The organism is Halorussus salinus, from assembly GCF_004765815.2.
GTDB lineage: Archaea > Halobacteriota > Halobacteria > Halobacteriales > Haladaptataceae > Halorussus > Halorussus salinus.
Genome location: NZ_ML974127.1, coordinates 1,458,798 through 1,475,578, shown reverse-complemented (window position 1 = coordinate 1,475,578; position 16,781 = coordinate 1,458,798). Strand labels below are relative to the sequence as shown.

Genomic DNA, 16,781 nt, shown 5'->3' with positions numbered 1-16,781 from the left:
TGGACGATATCGTTGATGATCTTACTTGAAGGGGCCTTCTTCCTCTAACAGGTCGAATTTCTCGAATACCATATCGAAGTAGTTCTCCGTCATCATTCGTGGATTTGTTACCCGATGGAAGTCATCAAGAATGAACTGGACTTCCCGCCGTTCTAACCCGTATGCATGGAACGCAGCAGCATCAATCTCAGCCTGTATCTCTTGGCGCTCCTGAGTGTTAGTCGCGGGCTCTATACCACCAAGTCGTTCGCGCATTTCTGCAAACTCCTCACCGTAGCAGCTCAGTCGGGCAGCACGCTCAGAAATGTAGTGGAACCAGTTGTCACCATCGGTGAGGTCGGGCATTTGGGACTCTTTGAATTTGTACATCACAATCCCCGTATCGACCTTTGTCCTGAGTAGATAATCCAACGGAATGGAGTTGAGCAATCCCAGTTTGGCGAACAGTTCATCGCCAGTGAACATACTCTCGTAGAAGTTGTGGAGGGGTTCTTCCGACAGTCCCTCCTCGTAGGGGGTTATCAGGTAGCTGGGGATAGTCAATAACGTATTATGGCAGACAATGCCTTTCGGCAATACCGTGGCGATGAGTGTCCGTTCGTCGGTTGAACGAGCTATCCGGCGAAGTCCAATCCGGTACTCTGTAGAATCAAGGAGAACGTCGCTTTCTGAGAGAGGTTTACCACGGTGTTGTTCTAGTAGGTCATTGACAAACCCCTTCTGAGATCCCGTGCCCTCAAACGCATCATAGATGGCGGACTTGAGGTCACGTACGGTTTTCTCTCGCATCCGTTGTTTGGCACTGCGAGAGGGATCAGTTTCTTCCTCAACGCTCCAGAACTCCGGTTCCTGCACGTCACTGATGAATTCGGGAGTGTATGAATATTGGTAGATGTTCTTCCCGCCGTATACGGGATACTCTGCCTCAGACTTATCGACGAAACGATCAGAGTCACTTGTCCGGCGGAGTCCTTGATACGGTTCCATGTACCCGTTTGGAGCGTCATCCGGAGCGATAGCCGGGTTCTGGATAATGGATTTGAGCACCTCTAATTTGCGTTCAGATTCGATGTGGGGGAAGATGCGCGCTTTTGGTGAATAGAGTTCAAGGACATCCCGGGGGATTCGGATTGCTCTTTCGCCGAAGTTATCAAAGATAGAGAGGTCGCCTGCCTGGTATCTTCCAGAGACATAATCTGTAGAGCCTTCATTCTTGAAAACCACCACACCAAACATATACCGGTCATCAACCCCGTCAAAGATGCCGTGGTTCTCAAACAGGTTCAGTACATCTAGTTGCGTGTTGTTCAGCAGATGTGTTCTTAGATCTTTGCCCGACGCGCCATTGAAAATTGCGCCTGGAAGAATTTGCGCGACGCGAGAATCGTCTCCTGCCAAACTGAACACACGCTCAAAGAACAACGATGAAAGGTCATTCGTGCTAGGGTTGATTCGTCCGTCAATCTCAGGCCGTTGTAGATCGTACGCTGGTGTGTTCTTGAAATACTCAGCACGTAGTTCTATCTCGTCTTGGTACTCCTGCCATTCCTGCGCAATCTCTTCGTCAGAGAGCAGTTCCTCTTGGACACTATCTTTGTCGTCTGGAAGACGTGTACGGAATGTCTCATCATATTTGGAGAAGAAATCATCCCGCAGTGGTTTAATCCGATCCCATGGGGGATTCCCAATCACCACGTCGAAACCACCAGCCTCATAGACCGGAGCAAATTCGAGAACCCAGTGGAACGGATTGAAATCTTTAATAGAGTCCTGATCAACTGACTCTAACCCGGCTGCGTGGAACTGTTCAATCACCTTTTCGTCAAGTTCTCCGCTATGTGAGGAGATTTTTGACTCCGCCACGCGCCGTGCATTTGCCGCATCTTGGGCACTCGTAGCACTACGGTGGCGCTCAATCGCTTCGATAACGTCTTCGTAGAGCTCTTTGACTCCAGTCCCTGCACCAGCGCCCCAATTATTGAGTGAGGCATCTCCATCGTCTGTAAGTTCGACTATATCAGTAAAGCCGATTAGTGAGTTCCCCTGACGGATATTGAAGTCGATATTTGGTAATGGCTCGACTTCACTCGGTTCATCTTCGATATCCGCCACCATAGAGAGCCACAATCTAAGCTTACAGATTTCAACGGCACCATCGTCAATGTCCACGCCATACAGGTTGTTGAGAATGATTGTCCGCTTCGCATATAAGGAAGCGCTTCCACGACCCTCATTGATACGCTCCAGTTCCTCAACAGTGCGTTCCTCCAGTTCCCACGTTTTCCCCTCGTCATCCATCTGCTGAAAGAACTCGATACATTGCATATAGATGTCCAGCAGGACTTCCTGAGCCGCAAGTAGGAATGCGCCGCTGCCCACCGCAGGGTCAACAACGCGAGTATCCTTTAGGAAGTCGTGATACAGCGTCTCCACGTGCCGTGTCTCGACGTTCTCGGTTGGGATTTGTTCCGTGACTACCCCACCATCGGCGAGCGCCTCCACGCCACTCTCAGCGTCCGGAGCAGGGAACCCGAACACGTCGTCAATCTCATCGTATTTGGCACCCACTTCTTCGTTGAGCTGGTCAAGGAGGTACGGATGAATCGTCCGCCGGGACATGAACCCGGTAATCTCTTCGGGCGTGTAGTACGCCCCCATCTCCTTCTGGTTGACCGTCTGCTCGAAGATGTGACCAAGGACGGCTGGTGAGAGGTTCTTGGGGTCGACGATGTCGAGTCGCTCGTCAACGTTCCAGTTCCAGTCTGAAAGGAAGTCAAGAATGTCTCCAAACAGTTCGTTGGTGTGCTCGGGTGTATCGCCGAGTCGGGCGTCTTCGAATTCTTCTTCGATGGGGTTCTTCGAGAACAGGCCACCATTGAGGTACGGAAGGGAGCCGAAGTCGAGGTTTTGCTTACCTTCTGCGAGCATCTCGAAGAAGAGCGGCTCATAGAATGACTCATAGGTGTCTTTACCGTTTTTTGCCCGTTGTTCGTGGTGTTCGTGGAGATAGTTCGGGTTGCGGTCGAGAAGGCGTTTCTCTTGGATGAAGTAAAGGAAGATCATCCGGTCGAGGGTGATCTGGACATAGCGTTGCTTCGCGTCACCACGGTCGTCCGGGATGCCAGTAACTTCCTGCACGAGATAGGTGCGGAGTTCCTCAAATTCTTGGTAGAACTCCCTGACGACTTGCTTGGTGTCGTAGAGATCGTCGGAGATTGCTGCTGGTGAGTCGTATTCGAGACTGTTGAGTTTCTGGAGGATGGTGTTCTTTTCGCCACCCTTGCTGGTCATTTGCTCTTTCGTGAACGAGAGCTTCTGGTGTTTGATACGCCCGTGTTGTTGTCCGTCAAGTGCCCGGGTGCGAGTAAGGAACGTGAATTCCTCGTAGTCGTTGGTGGCGACAAGGTTCGTTCGACGTCTGCGGTCGTCTGGCTTGAAATCTGAGGCCGATTCACCGGGGCCTGCTTCGACGAGAACGATAAACTCACGATCGGAAACCTGGAGGACAAGCTCGTTGTCGTCGCCGAGATCCGGTTTCGGCTTCAGTCCGCGCTTCTCAAAAGAGGTGGCAATGGCGTCAAGAGAGTCCCAGTCAGCGATATCGTCTGTCGTAATCTGCTGGAGAGTCATACAGGAACCAGTCAGGGTATCCGTAAAAAAGTACCTCAGTTATCGTTTGGTGTTTGTGGCCTGGCTGGGTACCGGAAGTAGTGGAATTCCCTCTCTTCCACTTAATACATTTATCAGTAGTTAGTAGTACGGTTTCTTTATTCAGAATTGCCTGTGTAACCGTCGCGAAATGCAGAGCGTGTATTTATCACTACCATCGACGCCTTGACCTACAGTTGTCAGAAATAGCGTGCTGAATAGACGGCACATATTCAACACGCGTCAAGAGAGTCAGGAGAAGAGTGGCAATCGCTCAGTGCAGTGATTGAATCCAGCGCCGGGTTGGAAGTCGGAGAATTCTATACTATCCCTTTCTGAAATATAGTCTAGAGGCTGGCTTTGTCCCAATCAATCTCGAACGAATCGTTTTCAGCCGATATTCCACCATGCTTGAGCGCTTGGTGGTACTCCCTATCATAATCCTCTAGATCTCGTGCGAGGTATCCCGCTTGAGCGCAATTGAGTATGCGCCCCAACTCATACTCGTATTCAGAGAGTGTCCGGTCAAAGCGAGACGGGATTGGAATGTCGTCGCTCCCCCCGTCAACTGACACAATATATACGTTATCCAAGCGACGGCCTCGATGGGTTACTTCGAGTTGTCGTTTGTACGCTGTGTCATTCATATAGTTCTCTACCCACTCTTCGTGAAAGTCTTCGCGCTCACTATATGGTTGGAATTTCAGCACTATGTCTCTGTTATTCTTGTAAATAAATTGAGTTCGGCTTTCCTCTTCTATTTCTTGATACTCCCATTCGTCGGGTTCAGTAGATTTAATCAGGTATTCCACATCACGGGGATACCAGTATTCGGGTTGAGTGAACGAGAAAATTGCCAGCGAAATTGATAATATCGCTAGTGTGAGGCTCACAAGAGAAAGTACAGAGGATGGGAAGAATGCGAAGATAGCGGTCAAAGTTAGAATCAATACGCCGCCCGTTCCAAGGTATACGAGTAGTCTACGGTAGTGTCGTTGTTTCCGTGGGCCGATTTTGTTCAAGCCAGCACGTTCCCGTCCCTGATTATAGCGCTCCACAAGACCGCGAGCCGCGCGAGATACAATCTCACTACCCATTGTGCCAATATCCTCGATAGACCTTATTCAATCCCCTCAATTACCGTCATCCGCGTATAGTCGTGTCTACCAAGAGGGATTATCTGTGTTCAGAACGTGTCGCCTCTCATGAACCATGTTGACCGCTTCCGTACCCGCGTCGCTGAAGCCTTCGGTGCGATGATTCTAACTCTGCTGGCGACCGTTGGGGGCGTTATGATTCGCTCCGCCCGAGAAGCCACATCGGCAACTGAACCCGCCACGTTACTGTCTATTGACCTAACTGTCGGACTCATCACTTCGCTTCCGGGCCTCGTTTCTCTTGCCGGTATTATTGGCGCGACAATTGTCGCAGGGCCAGTCGGACTTCTCGGTGTGCTACTCGAAACAGCAGGGGCGACACAGTTGCTCTACCATCAAAGCGAGGCGGGCTTTTGGATGATTGTCTTTGGAGCCGGTCTGGTGACGGTCGGTGCGCCAATCCCTTGGGGGAAGGTATTGGAAGCGTTCCTTGAATCGGGTGGTCGATACTAACCAGACCGACGCCGACAGCGAGGTGGTCGAGGTCTACCTGCGCGTGTTCTGGTTCGGTAGGTGGGCAGATCCACTGAACAACTGGTTCGCTGACTTCAGCGTGAAAGAAATGAGTGTGCCGTGCTGAATTCACGCTCTGGATTCAGCACGCACCTCGCAATACCACACTTAATTGATAGGGATTCCCATGCTCAATCTACACCACGCATTGAGCAAAACCCCCGAGTCGGTTACGAATGACAGATTGAATAAGAAACCGTATTATCAACTACTGTTATCGTTTCCTACAACATTCATAGTTGCTGGTACACGCGTTCTCACCCCGGAATTTATCCCAAGCGACGTCGTCCACTCTCCCTTCGACACCCTCTACCGCGTCCTTGAAGGCATGTTAGCAGAATATCAGCTAGATGTACACCATCATTACTAATACGCCGCTAAGGGACTTCGACCGAACCATAGTATTATGGCCGGGACATTGGATAAAAGAATCCGGTGAGTCGAGGTTGCCTAGGTGGCAATGAACAGGTGATTTATAAGGTGCGACGTTGAGAATCGGGGTGTCATCAGTTCAGACCGGGGATTGGTGTGAGGGGTTCCGGTAAGTTGGTCGGTTTGATGTGGCGAGTTGGGTTGGCCTCTCACGGCAAGGACTAGGGTTCAAATCCCTAACGGAGCACTTCTCTGCCGAACCAAACGCCCAGTAGTGACGTTTGTTTTCTCGAATCACTGCCCTCGAATCTTCGAGAGACCGGCCGTCTAATCACGGTATTACTGAAAAGTATAGACGAACACTGAGGTATGTTCTAATGGCTATGGAACATATTTAGGGATTCGTCCCGTCTGTTCGATTATGGCCGTAAGTGATGGACCACCGATAGGTATTCGGCATCCGACGGTGAACCCGACTCCGGACGCCGCGATAGCACAGAGTCGGTCGGGGGCCTGCGAGTGTGTCGATTGTGGGTACGTCGTCGGAACGGACGACGACTTGCCGCCGAAATGCCCCGACTGCGGCGGGGCGCTGACGTTCGTGCGGTCGTAGCTCGGTGTCGTACCGAGGAGAACGCCTTTTCCGAGAAGCCACAGTCCCCACTCGGTCGGTCTCGACGGACCGCACGCGCGTCGCGGACGCCGACCGCGAGTGGTGACGAACCGGATGTCAACGACGGGCACGACACATAAATACGAGCAACTGCTGTAGTAATTATATGCCGTCCCTCACCGAGGAGCAACGAGCGGCGCTGGCGGGACGCGCCCGGACGCTCCACGAGCGCCTCGACGCGCCCGCCGAGACCCGACCGGGCGGGACCGTAGACGACGTAGACGCGGTACTGGACGCGTGGCGCGACCAGTTGGCCGACGGCGACCCCGACCGGTTCCGAGCGCGACTGGACGCGCTCGGACTGTCGCGAGACGACTGCCGCGAGCGCCTACAGTCGAACGCGTGGCCGGACGACGAACCGCTTCCCGACTGGGTGGCGACCGTCGAGGAGGTGTCGTCGTTCGTCGCGGAAGTCGCGCCCTCCTCGGTCGAGAGTCCCGACTCGGAGCGCGAACTCCCGTTCGAGGAGGTCGTCGGGGCAATCGTCGCCGCCGCTCGCTCGCGGTTGGACGACGAGGCTGTCGAGGAGACGCTGACCGACGCGGCGCTCGCGGACTTCGAGGTCGCGCTGGCCGAGCGAGTCGAACACGTCGTCGCCCATCCGCTGTTCGTGGAGTTCAAGACGTTCGTCGCCCACCACGACCGGGAGTTGGCGCTGGCCGACGACCCGCCGGAGCCGGACGACCCCCGCAACTACTACGAGGCGTTCGTCGCGGGCGCGCTGGACGACGGCCTCCGGGAGTTCTTCGTGGAGTACGCGTTTCTGTCGCGACTGCTGGCGTCGATACTCGACCAGTGGGTCGCGACCGTCGAGGAGTTCTGCGGACGACTCGCCCGTGACGCCCCCGAACTCGCCGAGCGGTTCGGGGACGACGGCGAAGGCTCGGGCGACGACGAGCGGTTGGGCGGCGACGAGGGGTTGGGCGACGTGACCCGAATCGACGTGGTGGGCGACTACCACGAGGGCGGCCGGGCCTCGCTCCGCGTCGGGTTCTCCTCCGGGGTCACGCTCGCGTACAAACCCCGAGAGATGCGGGTCACGAGCGCGTTCTACGACCTTCTCGCGTGGGTGAACGACCAGTCGAGAACAGAACAGTCGAGCGCGAACTCGTCGGGCCTCCCCGAACTCCGGACGCTCGACTGTCTCGCCCGCGAGGAGTACGGCTGGCTGGAGTGGGCCGAAACCGACGAGTGTGCGACCGCCGAGGAGGTCGAGCGGTTCTACCGGCGGGCGGGCGTGCTGATAGCGATGCTGTACGCGCTCCGGTTCGGCGACGGCCACGCCGACAACGTGGTCGCGGCGGGCGACCAGCCGGTCGTCGTGGACGCCGAGACGCTGGCGGAACCCGAGATACCGCCCGAGCGAGCGCCCCACATGGACCGGGCCGTCAAGCGGGTCGCCGACGAGTCGGTCGTCGGGACGGGGCTGATACCGACCACCGACGCCGCCGGGGCCGGTGAGGCAGGCGGGGACGGTGCAGCAAGCGGGGGCGGCTCGGCAGGCGGCGATGGCGGAACGAGCGGCGACGATGGCGCGACCGGCGACGAGAGTGACGCGACGGGCGACGGCGGCCCGACGAACGTCGGCACCGGCGCGTTCGCGGTCGTGGACGACGAGACCGGCGGTGTCCGGGAGCCGGTGTTCAGCGAGGTGAACACCGACCTGATGGAGATGGACTACCGGCGCGTCGCCGAGGGGAGCGTCTCGAACCTCCCCGAACTCCGGGGCGACGAGACCCGCCCGGCCGACCACGCCGACCGAATCGCGGCGGGGTTCGAGGAGGGGTATCGGCTCCTCGAATCCCGGCGCGACGACCTGCTGGCCGACGACGGCCCGCTCTCGGCGTTCGAGGACTGCGAGGTCCGGGTCGTCTACCGCGAGACGGCCAAGTACGCGGCGGTGTTGGAGTCGCTCCGGACGCCCGAGTACCTCCGGACCGGACTCCAGTTCGGCTGTAAGTCCGAAGCCCTCCTGACGCTGTTCGCGGACGCCGACACCGGATTCGACTACGAACCGCTCTACCGGGCCGAACTCGACGCGCTGGCCCGCCTCGACGTGCCGCGGTTCGGGGCGTCCACCGACGACACCGCCCTCTACTGGGACGGCGAGCGGTGCGTCGAGGAGTTGTTCGACCGAACGCCATACGAGTCGATGCGGGAACGAATCCGTGGACTGGGCGACGAGGACTTGGCCGAACAGCGCGAGTACGTCCGCTACGCCTTCGACCCGGAGACGCGCTCGCACGGCGGGCGTGCCACGGAACCGACCCCGGACGAGACCGCACTGGACCCCGACGACGCGACGTTCGAGCGCGCGGCGAGAGACTGCTACGACCGACTCGTGGACGCCGCGGTCGAGGGCCGAGACGGCGACCCGACGTGGCTCGTCCGGGAGAACCGACCCGAGGGCGTCTCGGTCGATACGCTCCCCGACGACCTCTACCGGGGGCGACTCGGCGTCGCGCTGTTCGCCGCCGCGCTGGCCCGCACCGCCGACGAACCGCGATTCGCCGAGTTCGCCGAGGAGGTCGCCGACCCGGTGGCCGACGCCGTCTCCGCGGAGAGCGTCGCCGACCTCCCGCTGGGCGTCACGGGAATCGGCTCGGTCGTCTACGGGTTCACCAAACTCGGGGACCTCCTCGACGCCGACGAGTACGTCCGGGTCGCCGAGACGGCCGCGAGCGCGCTCACGCCCGAGAAGATTCGCTCGGACGGGGCGTACGACCTGCTCGGCGGGAGCGCGGGCGCGATTCTCGGTCTCCTCGCGCTCCACGACGAGACGGGGAGCGCGGAGGTCGTGGAGCGCGCGACGACCGCGGGCGACCACCTGCTGGCCGAGCGCGCGGACGCCGACGGCGTTCCCGCGTGGCACTCCGCGGTGGACGGCCAACCGCTGACGGGTCTCTCACACGGCGTCTCGGGTATCGCGCTCGCGCTGGTCCGGCTCGGAGCGGTCTCGGACGACCGGTTCGCCGAGGCGGGCGTCGAGAGTCTGGCGTTCGAGCGCCGCCACTACTCGCCCGACGAGCGAAACTGGCGGGACCTCCGCCCGGCGTTCGACGGCGAGTTCGGCGACGCGTGGTGCAACGGCCGGAGCGGCATCGGTCTCGCTCGCCTCGGGATGGCCGCGGACGGTCGCGGCGGGAGTCTCGACGCCGAGGAGCGCCGCGACCTCCGCGACGAGGCCCGCGACGCGCTGGCGGGCGTCGAGGCCGAGACGTTGCAGGGCAACGACCACCTCTGCTGTGGCAACTTCGGGCGCGTGGCGTTCCTGAACCGGGCGGGGACCGACCTCGGCGACGCCGAGTATCGCCGTGACGCGCGCCGACTGGCGGCCGCGAGCGTCGCGCGCGCCGACCGCGAGAGGCAGTTCCGGGCGCGCTGGCAGACCGACCACTGGCACAACCCGTCGCTGTTCGGCGGCGAGGCCGGAATCGGCTACGAACTGCTCCGACTGGTGGACCCGAGTCTCCCCTGCGTGCTGTTGCTGGAGTAGTTCGGGGACGTTCGTCGGCCTACAGCTCCCCGACCGTGAGCAGGGTGCCCCACTCCCGGAGCGTCCGGCGCATGTCCTCGCTGGTCTCCCAGCCGTCGGTCGGGAACGCCTCCTCGGGCGGTATCTCTATCGCGGTGTTGGGTACGGTGTCTTGGGAGACTCCTCGGAAGCCAGCCGCCGCGAAGGCGTCGGCGTACTCGTCGGCCGAGTGGAGCGTCATCCCGAGACCGCCGCGGGCCTCCTCGCGCTGGAACCGGGCGGCCTCGGCGTAGTAGTTGACACAGCAGTGGAACGCGCCGTCGGGCGCGAGGACGCGGGCGACCTCGCCGAGCGGCGTCGAGAGGTCCCGCGAGTAGGGAAGCACGTCCATCGAGAACGCGAGGTCGATGCTGTCGTCGGCTATCGGTACGTCGTGCATGTCCGCGACGGCGAAGTCGAGGAGTCCGTCGTCGGTCGTCTCGGTCTCGCCGGTCGTCGCCGACTCGTCGGCCGCTTCGGACTCGCCGGGCGCTTCCTCCTCGTCGGACGCCTCGCGCGCGACCCGAACCATCTCGCCGGACACGTCCACGCCGACGACGGTAGCCCCCTCCGAGGCGAAGTATCTCGCGGCGTAGCCGTTGCCGGTCCCGAGGTCCAAGACGGTGGTCGAGGCATCGACGGCTATCTCCTCGACGACCTGTTCGACGACCGGCCAGTAGGACGCTTCCATCCGGTCGGCGTGGCCCTCGCTCGCTACGGCGTCGTACTTGGCGGCGACATCGGAAATCATGAGTTCGGTGTGGTCGTTCGGTGGTCAGTAGTGGCCGAGGACGCCCAACCGCCGGGCGCGTCGCTGTGCGAACTGGAAGACGAGGTAGCCCGCGAGGAGATACCCGATTCCCGTGGCCAGCAGGATACCGAGGTCCGTCGCCGGGAACTCCCAGAGGCGGGTCCCGTCGGTCATCGCGCGCTGGAGGAGCGCGCTCCCCTGCGCGAGCGGGAGAAGCCTCGCCCACCCGAGGTCGAGCGTGGGCGCGGCGACCAGCGCGATGAAGCCGAACTGGAGGAGCGCCGCCCAGTTACCGATTTGCTTGTACAGGAGCGTCAGTCCGCCCATCGCGAACCCGAGGCCGAACACCGACGCGAGCGTCGCGACGAGAATCGGGACGACCGTCAGCACGTCGAGTCGAAGTTCGACGCCGGTCAACAGGAGCATGACGACGAGCAACGCGACGGCCATCACCGCCTCGCGCAGGAGTTTGGCGACCGACTTGCTCGCCAGCACGACGCCGAACCCGAACGGCGTCATCAGGTGGCGTTCGAGCGTGCCCCACTTGGCGTCCTTGCCGATGTCTTGGGAGATGTCCACGTAGGAGGCCGTCGCCAGCGTCCAGAGGAAGAAGCCGACGACGATGCCCTCGATGGAACTGGACAGCGCCGGGGCGGCGAACGCCCGCCCGCCGAGGAAGATGACCAGAAACATGAACAGGAACACCACGAACCCGCCGAGCGCGTTCAGCGGGTACCGGACGAACAGGACGACCTCCCGCTTGAGTACCGCGCGCCAGAGGTGGCGATGCCCGCCGGTCCGGTCGGCGCTGGTCTCCTCGGTCATCGTTCTCCACCTCTCTCCTTCGTCATGGTTCGCCCCCGTTGGTCATCGTTCTCCGCCTCCGTCGTTCGTCACGTCGATGAACACGTCTTCGAGGTCCGGCGCGACCGTGCGCACGTCTTCGAGTCGGACCTCCTCGGCCTCGAATCGGTTCGTGAGTCGGTAGAACCCCGCCGGGTCCGTCGAGACGGTGAACCGGGTTCTGTCGGCCGAAGTCGTCATCTCCTCGACCTCGAACTCGTCGCGGACCCACCGCCGAGTCGCGTCCGAGAGGTCGGCGACCGCGACGCGGAAGCCCTGCAGTTCGACCGACGAGAGGAGCGACTCGACCGAGTCGTCGGCCACGATGCGACCGTCGTTCAGAATCAACACGCGGTCACAGACCGCCTCGATAACGTCCATGTCGTGACTGGAGAGGAGGACGGTGAGGTCGCGCTCGCGGACGAGTCGGCCTAGCTCCTCGCGCAGTTGCAGGGAACTCTCCACGTCGAGTCCGAGCGTCGGTTCGTCCAAGAAGACGACCGACACGTCGCGGGCGAGGACGCTGGCCAGCGACACCTTCTGTTTCATCCCCCGCGAGAGGTTCCGGACCGGTTCGTCGGCCTTGTCGGCGATGTCGAGCCTGTCGAGCAACTCGTCGTGGCGGTCTCGCACCGCCGCGGGGTCCTCGCCGCCGATGCTGGCGAAGTACTCCAAGTTCTCGCGGACGGTCAGCCGCCAGTAGTCGTTTCGCGCGCCCTCCAACATCGCGTCGGCGCGCTCGTAGGCCGCGCGGGGGTCGGCGTGAACGTCCACATCCTCTATCCGGACCGACCCGGCGTCGGGGACGACCATTCCGAGTATCGACTTGATGGTGGTCGTCTTTCCCGCGCCGTTCGGCCCGAGGAGTCCGACGATGGACCCGCGACCGACCGAGAAGGACACGTCGTCTACCGCCGTGACCGCGCCGTCGCCGGAGCCGAACGACTTCGAGAGGCCCTCGACGGCGAGTGCCGGGTCTCCCGGTCGCACTCGGTCGGCGTCGCTCTCCGCGGATTCGGCCTCGTCGTCGCGTCTCTGTCTTCGTTCCGGTGTCGTATCTCGCATCCTATCGAGTCAGTTCCCGGCGGAAGACCGCCGAATCGTCGTCAGCTCTCGTCGCCGTGGCCGAGGGGCGTAGCGGACAGACGCACGGCCGAAAAAAAAACGACCTCGGTCGTCGCGGTCGTTTAGGAGTCGATGTCGCAACAGATGCGAGTGTAACAGCTACAGGCTCGCATCGGCTCCGACGAATCGTCGAGGGCGTCGGACCCGTCGCGGGCGTACTCGGTTTCGATCTCTGCCTTCACGTCACTGGTATGCTGTGTCACGGACATTGCGATAGATTATACACAACAGACGTTGTTAAATCTTTTCTAGCTGTCTTTAACATTTAGTTGGAGATGAATTCACTACTGTGTCGGATAGAACGTAAGGAAAAACGCGGGACGACGCGCGGAAGCGCCGAGCGTGCCGCAACTTCACGCTCGTCTCCGGACGCGGACTCCTCGGTCGTTCCGGTGGGACTCCGTGACGAGATATCACGACGACCCGTATGCCGCGTACATTGTTAACTATTTTTCCGATACAATTACCTCTCGCCGAACGTATCTAACCTCGTTCTGACGTAGGTTCGTGCTGTATGCTAACAAGTATTTAGTCGAGGAATCTGTAGACTACAGTTCCGAACTCCTCGAACTGATTCGGCGACGTTCCGACGGAATCGTCTCGGACGTGGGAAAGAGTGTTGACGCTCCGGGCCTTGAGGAGACCCGATGAACCGTCCCCGCGCTCCTCGACTCGCGCGCGTCGTCGTCGCGGTGGTCGTCGTCTCGTCGCTCGCGGGGTGTCTCGGCGGGGTCGGCCTCGGCGGGTCGCCCGACACGGCGACGACCGACCGAACGACCGCCGACGCGGGTCTCGCGCCCGCGCCCGGCGGGAACGCCAGCGACGGCACGCTCTCGATACACTTCCTCCACGTCGGGCAGGGCGGTAGCGTCCTCGTGGTCGGTCCCGACGGCGAGACCCTGCTCTACGACACCGGCAACTGGAACGACGACGGCGAACACGTCCTCGACTACCTGCGCGCTCGAAACGTCTCCCGCATCGACTACCTCGTGACCTCCCACGCCGACGCCGACCACATCGGCGGCCACGCCGAGGTCATCGAGTACTTCGAGACCGAGGCCGACGGCATCGGGGCCGTCTACGACCCCGGTATCGCGGCGGGCACGCGGACCTACGAGGACTACCTCGACGCGGTGGAACGGCACAACGTCACGCTCTACCGGGCGCAGGCGGGCGACGAGATTCCGATGGCGGGCGCGTCGGTCCGCGTGCTGTCGCCACCGGAGGGCTACCTCGCCGACCGCGAGCGCAACGAGAACAGCCTCGTCCTCCGGGTCGGCTACGGGAACGCGAGTCTCCTCCTGCCGGGCGACGCCGAGCGAGCGGCGGAACGCTACCTGACCGACCGCTACGCTGGCGCGCTGAACGCGACCCTGCTGGCCGCGGGCCACCACGGGTCGAACTCCAGCACCGGCCCCGGTCTCCTCGGGGCGGTCGGCCCCCGAATCGCCGTCATCCAGAGCGCCTACGACTCGCCGTACGGCCACCCGCACCGCGAAGTGCTAGCGCGCCTCGCCGACCGAGGAGTCCCGACCTACTGGACCGGCGTCCACGGCACCGTGGTCGTCGAGACCGACGGCGAGCGCGCGGTGGTCCGGACCCGGCGCGCGGCCCCGACCGACCCGCTGGACCTCCGGAGCGCGTCGGGCGTCTCGCCCGGCGCGGACGGGCCGCTGGAACGGCGGGCGACGTTCGCAGTCGGCGGGAGTTCGGGGATAGTGGCCGCGGACGGCGGGACGACTCCCGAATCGAGTACCGCCGACGCGGACGACTCCGACACCGCCAACTCGCTCGCCGTCGCCCGAGTCCACGCCGACGCCCGAGGAGACGAGGCGGCCAACCTGAACGACGAGTACGTCGTCTTCCGGAACGCGGGCGACCGGACCATCGACCTCTCGGGGTGGGTCGTGAGCGACGAGGCCGACCACCGGTACGCCTTCCCCGCGGGGACCGAACTCGCGCCCGGCGAGACGCTGACGCTCCACACCGGCCGCGGAACCGACGGCGGCGGCGACTACTACTGGAACGCCGACGCGCCGGTCTGGAACAACGCGGGCGACACCGTTTTCGTCCGCGACGCCGACGGGTCGCTCGTGGCGGAGGTCAGCTATGACGGGTGAGAAAACCGAGGTGGCCGACGGGCGCTACGTCGCCGTCGTGGACCGCTTCGAGGAGACCGACCCGGCGCGAAGCGGCGGGGAGCGCGACGCCGAGGGTCGCACGGAAGACGGCGGGCGCGAGCTAGCGGTCTTGCTCCTCGAATCCGGCGAGTCGGTCGTCGCCGAGCGCGCGATTCCGGCGTGGCGACTCCCCGCCGACGCCCGGCGGCAGGACGCCGTGCTGGAACTGTCGGTGAAGAACGGGTTCGTGGTCTCGATGACACACGACTCCGAGGAGACCGAGCGCCGGACCGACTCGGCACAGTCGCGGTTCGACCGACTGGCCGAGCGGCCGGGCGAGGACGACGAATCGTAGCGCACCCATTTCTAGATTTTTCAAGGCATTCCATAGATACTTCTTCGATAGAATTTGATTTTCTAAAGACGTGTGTAGATGTGTATCGGACGGGTACGATAGACCCCCGACCTCGGCAGAAAGCACTTGTCGGGCGTTCGAGTATCGGCGGGTATGCCCTCCACCGAACGACGACGCCTCCTCCGGACGAGCGCCGCCGCCCTCGCTATCGGCGCGGCCGGGTGTCTCGGCGGCGGCAGTGGTTCGACCGCGGACGAACTGACGACCGGCGAACCGACGGTAGCCGAGCGGCCGACGACCGATTCGACTACCGACGACCGAACCGACGGCGCGACCACCGAGACGCCCGAAAACACCGACTCCTTCGACCTTCCCGCGTCGTCGGTGCGGTCGGTCGCCGACGTGAGCGTCGGCGTGGCCGAGACCGTCGCCCGACCGGCGGTCGCCTACGACTCCATCATGGGGTCGGGCGGCGTCCTCGCGCCCGAGGAGGCCCAGTTCGTCGTGGCCGCGGTCCAGAGCGACGACGGGTCGGGAGCCGACGCCGCGGGACCGCCGACCGCCGAGGCCTTCGAGTTGGTCGCGGGCGGCGAACGCTTCCCCGCGGCCGAAATCGAGGAGCGAACGACCGGCGCGTTCACCACGTCGCTCGCCGGACGGGGCCGAGTCAAGTACGACGACCCGTACGCCGACGGGGCCGCGAAGGGCGGCGTCGGGTGGGTCGCCTTCGAGGTGCCGTCGCCGCTGGCCGCCGACTCGCCCGCGATTCGGTGTCGGTACGGCGGCGAGACGGCGGTCTGGGACCTCCCCGCCGAGGAGGCCGCCGCGCTCGGCGAGCCAGCGCCCCGGTTCGAACTCCGGTCGTTCGACGCGACGGTCGCCGACGGCGAGACCGTCGAACTGTCCCTGACCGCCGAGAACGTGGCCGAGGTCGGGGGCGAGTTACTGGCCGCGGTCTACTGGCCGACGACCATCGCCGACGACGACGAGAGTTTGCTGGTCCGGAAGTCGGTCGCCCCGAGCGGTCGCGTCGAGTGGTCCGAGACCGTGGACGCCGCGTACGCCGCCTCGTCGGACGGCACCGTGACCGCCAGCGTCGAGGGTTGTGTCTCCGGGACGACGACCGTCGCGCTGTCGGCGACGACGACCGAGTAGTCGCGCCCGGCCCTCGCGCCCGCCGACCCTCGCGTTGCCAGCTCGACCCACACGGCCGCCGTTTGCGTGAAGTTAAGTGCGCGCCGGATAATCTCGTGATATGGCTCAACGAATCTCCGGGTCTCCTCTCGCGGAGTCGGGCGAGCGCACGCTCTACGTCGGGCGCGACCGCCCCATCCGCATCTCAAGCGGGCATCGCATCCAGCACCACGACGGCAAGTGTAGCCGACCGCACGGCCACAACTACGAGATTACGGTCAAGGTCGTCGGCGAGTTGCGCGACGAGGGCTGGGTCGTGGACAAGGGGGATATTACCTCGATAATCTCCGAGTGGGACCACCGCTTCCTGCTGGAGGAGGGCGACCCGCTCGTGGAGGCCTTCGAGGAGTCCGGCGACGGTGACGCGCTGGTCGTCCTCGACGCCCCGCCGACCGCCGAGGTGATGAGCGCGGTGCTGGAGCGTCGCCTCGCCGACGAGTTGCCCGACAACGTCTCGGAGGTCGCCGTGCAGGTGAGCGAGACCGCCGAACTCTGTGGCGGGGCCGAGTTGTAGCG

The 16,781-nt window shown here is 62.3% G+C and carries 13 protein-coding genes; 7 read left to right on the top strand and 6 right to left on the bottom strand.

Annotated elements, in window-relative coordinates; genetic code table 11:
* Nucleotides 1-21: 21 nt before the first annotated feature.
* Entirely contained in the window at nucleotides 22-3,630 is a 3,609-nt protein-coding gene (locus EPL00_RS23775) for an Eco57I restriction-modification methylase domain-containing protein (protein ID WP_135851111.1), read from the bottom strand.
* Nucleotides 3,631-3,995: 365 nt separating this feature from the next.
* Nucleotides 3,996-4,745: a hypothetical protein gene (locus tag EPL00_RS07390; RefSeq protein WP_135851112.1), complete on the bottom strand. Its 750-nt coding sequence runs from the start codon at nucleotides 4,743-4,745 to the stop codon at nucleotides 3,996-3,998.
* A 108-nt stretch (nucleotides 4,746-4,853) separates the two neighbouring features.
* Here EPL00_RS07390 and EPL00_RS07385 point away from each other — a divergent pair, with 108 nt between their 5' ends.
* The 3 genes from EPL00_RS07385 (at nucleotide 4,854) to EPL00_RS07375 (ending at nucleotide 9,859) form a co-directional block, all read left to right on the top strand.
* Nucleotides 4,854-5,258 (top strand): hypothetical protein, encoded by a 405-nt coding sequence (locus EPL00_RS07385; RefSeq protein WP_135851113.1) that lies wholly within the window; start codon nucleotides 4,854-4,856, stop codon nucleotides 5,256-5,258.
* Between the two features lie 853 nt (nucleotides 5,259-6,111).
* Nucleotides 6,112-6,303, top strand: a complete 192-nt coding sequence (locus tag EPL00_RS07380) for a rubrerythrin-like domain-containing protein (protein WP_135851114.1) — start codon at nucleotides 6,112-6,114, stop codon at nucleotides 6,301-6,303.
* Between the two features lie 166 nt (nucleotides 6,304-6,469).
* Complete coding sequence (locus EPL00_RS07375; protein ID WP_135851115.1) at nucleotides 6,470-9,859, top strand: type 2 lanthipeptide synthetase LanM family protein; 3,390 nt, start codon at nucleotides 6,470-6,472, stop codon at nucleotides 9,857-9,859.
* Between the two features lie 19 nt (nucleotides 9,860-9,878).
* Here the strand turns inward: EPL00_RS07375 and EPL00_RS07370 are convergent, their stop codons facing one another.
* From EPL00_RS07370 to EPL00_RS07355, 4 genes are all read right to left on the bottom strand, one after another.
* Nucleotides 9,879-10,628: a class I SAM-dependent methyltransferase gene (locus EPL00_RS07370; protein ID WP_135851116.1), complete on the bottom strand. Its 750-nt coding sequence runs from the start codon at nucleotides 10,626-10,628 to the stop codon at nucleotides 9,879-9,881.
* 24 nt (nucleotides 10,629-10,652) lie between these two features.
* The gene (locus tag EPL00_RS07365; protein ID WP_135851117.1) at nucleotides 10,653-11,453 is read right to left on the bottom strand and encodes an ABC transporter permease; all 801 of its coding nucleotides are present in this window, start codon (nucleotides 11,451-11,453) and stop codon (nucleotides 10,653-10,655) included.
* Nucleotides 11,454-11,495: 42 nt separating this feature from the next.
* Nucleotides 11,496-12,536, bottom strand: coding sequence for an ABC transporter ATP-binding protein (locus tag EPL00_RS07360; protein ID WP_135851118.1), 1,041 nt, complete (start codon nucleotides 12,534-12,536; stop codon nucleotides 11,496-11,498).
* Nucleotides 12,537-12,658: 122 nt separating this feature from the next.
* On the bottom strand, nucleotides 12,659-12,805 hold the full coding sequence (locus EPL00_RS07355) for a hypothetical protein (RefSeq protein ID WP_162224169.1): 147 nt from the start codon (nucleotides 12,803-12,805) through the stop codon (nucleotides 12,659-12,661).
* A gap of 438 nt (nucleotides 12,806-13,243) precedes the next feature.
* On the opposite strand from EPL00_RS07355, the gene EPL00_RS07350 reads away from it, so the two are divergent.
* The 4 genes from EPL00_RS07350 (at nucleotide 13,244) to EPL00_RS07335 (ending at nucleotide 16,779) form a co-directional block, all read left to right on the top strand.
* On the top strand, nucleotides 13,244-14,716 hold the full coding sequence (locus EPL00_RS07350) for a lamin tail domain-containing protein (protein ID WP_135851119.1): 1,473 nt from the start codon (nucleotides 13,244-13,246) through the stop codon (nucleotides 14,714-14,716).
* Nucleotides 14,706-15,071, top strand: a complete 366-nt coding sequence (locus EPL00_RS07345) for a DUF3006 domain-containing protein (protein ID WP_135851120.1) — start codon at nucleotides 14,706-14,708, stop codon at nucleotides 15,069-15,071. The genes EPL00_RS07350 and EPL00_RS07345 overlap by 11 nt, the downstream gene beginning before the upstream one ends.
* A gap of 153 nt (nucleotides 15,072-15,224) precedes the next feature.
* Complete coding sequence (locus EPL00_RS07340; RefSeq protein ID WP_135851121.1) at nucleotides 15,225-16,226, top strand: hypothetical protein; 1,002 nt, start codon at nucleotides 15,225-15,227, stop codon at nucleotides 16,224-16,226.
* 100 nt (nucleotides 16,227-16,326) lie between these two features.
* Nucleotides 16,327-16,779 (top strand): 6-pyruvoyl trahydropterin synthase family protein, encoded by a 453-nt coding sequence (locus tag EPL00_RS07335; RefSeq protein ID WP_135851122.1) that lies wholly within the window; start codon nucleotides 16,327-16,329, stop codon nucleotides 16,777-16,779.
* Nucleotides 16,780-16,781: the final 2 nt, after the last annotated feature.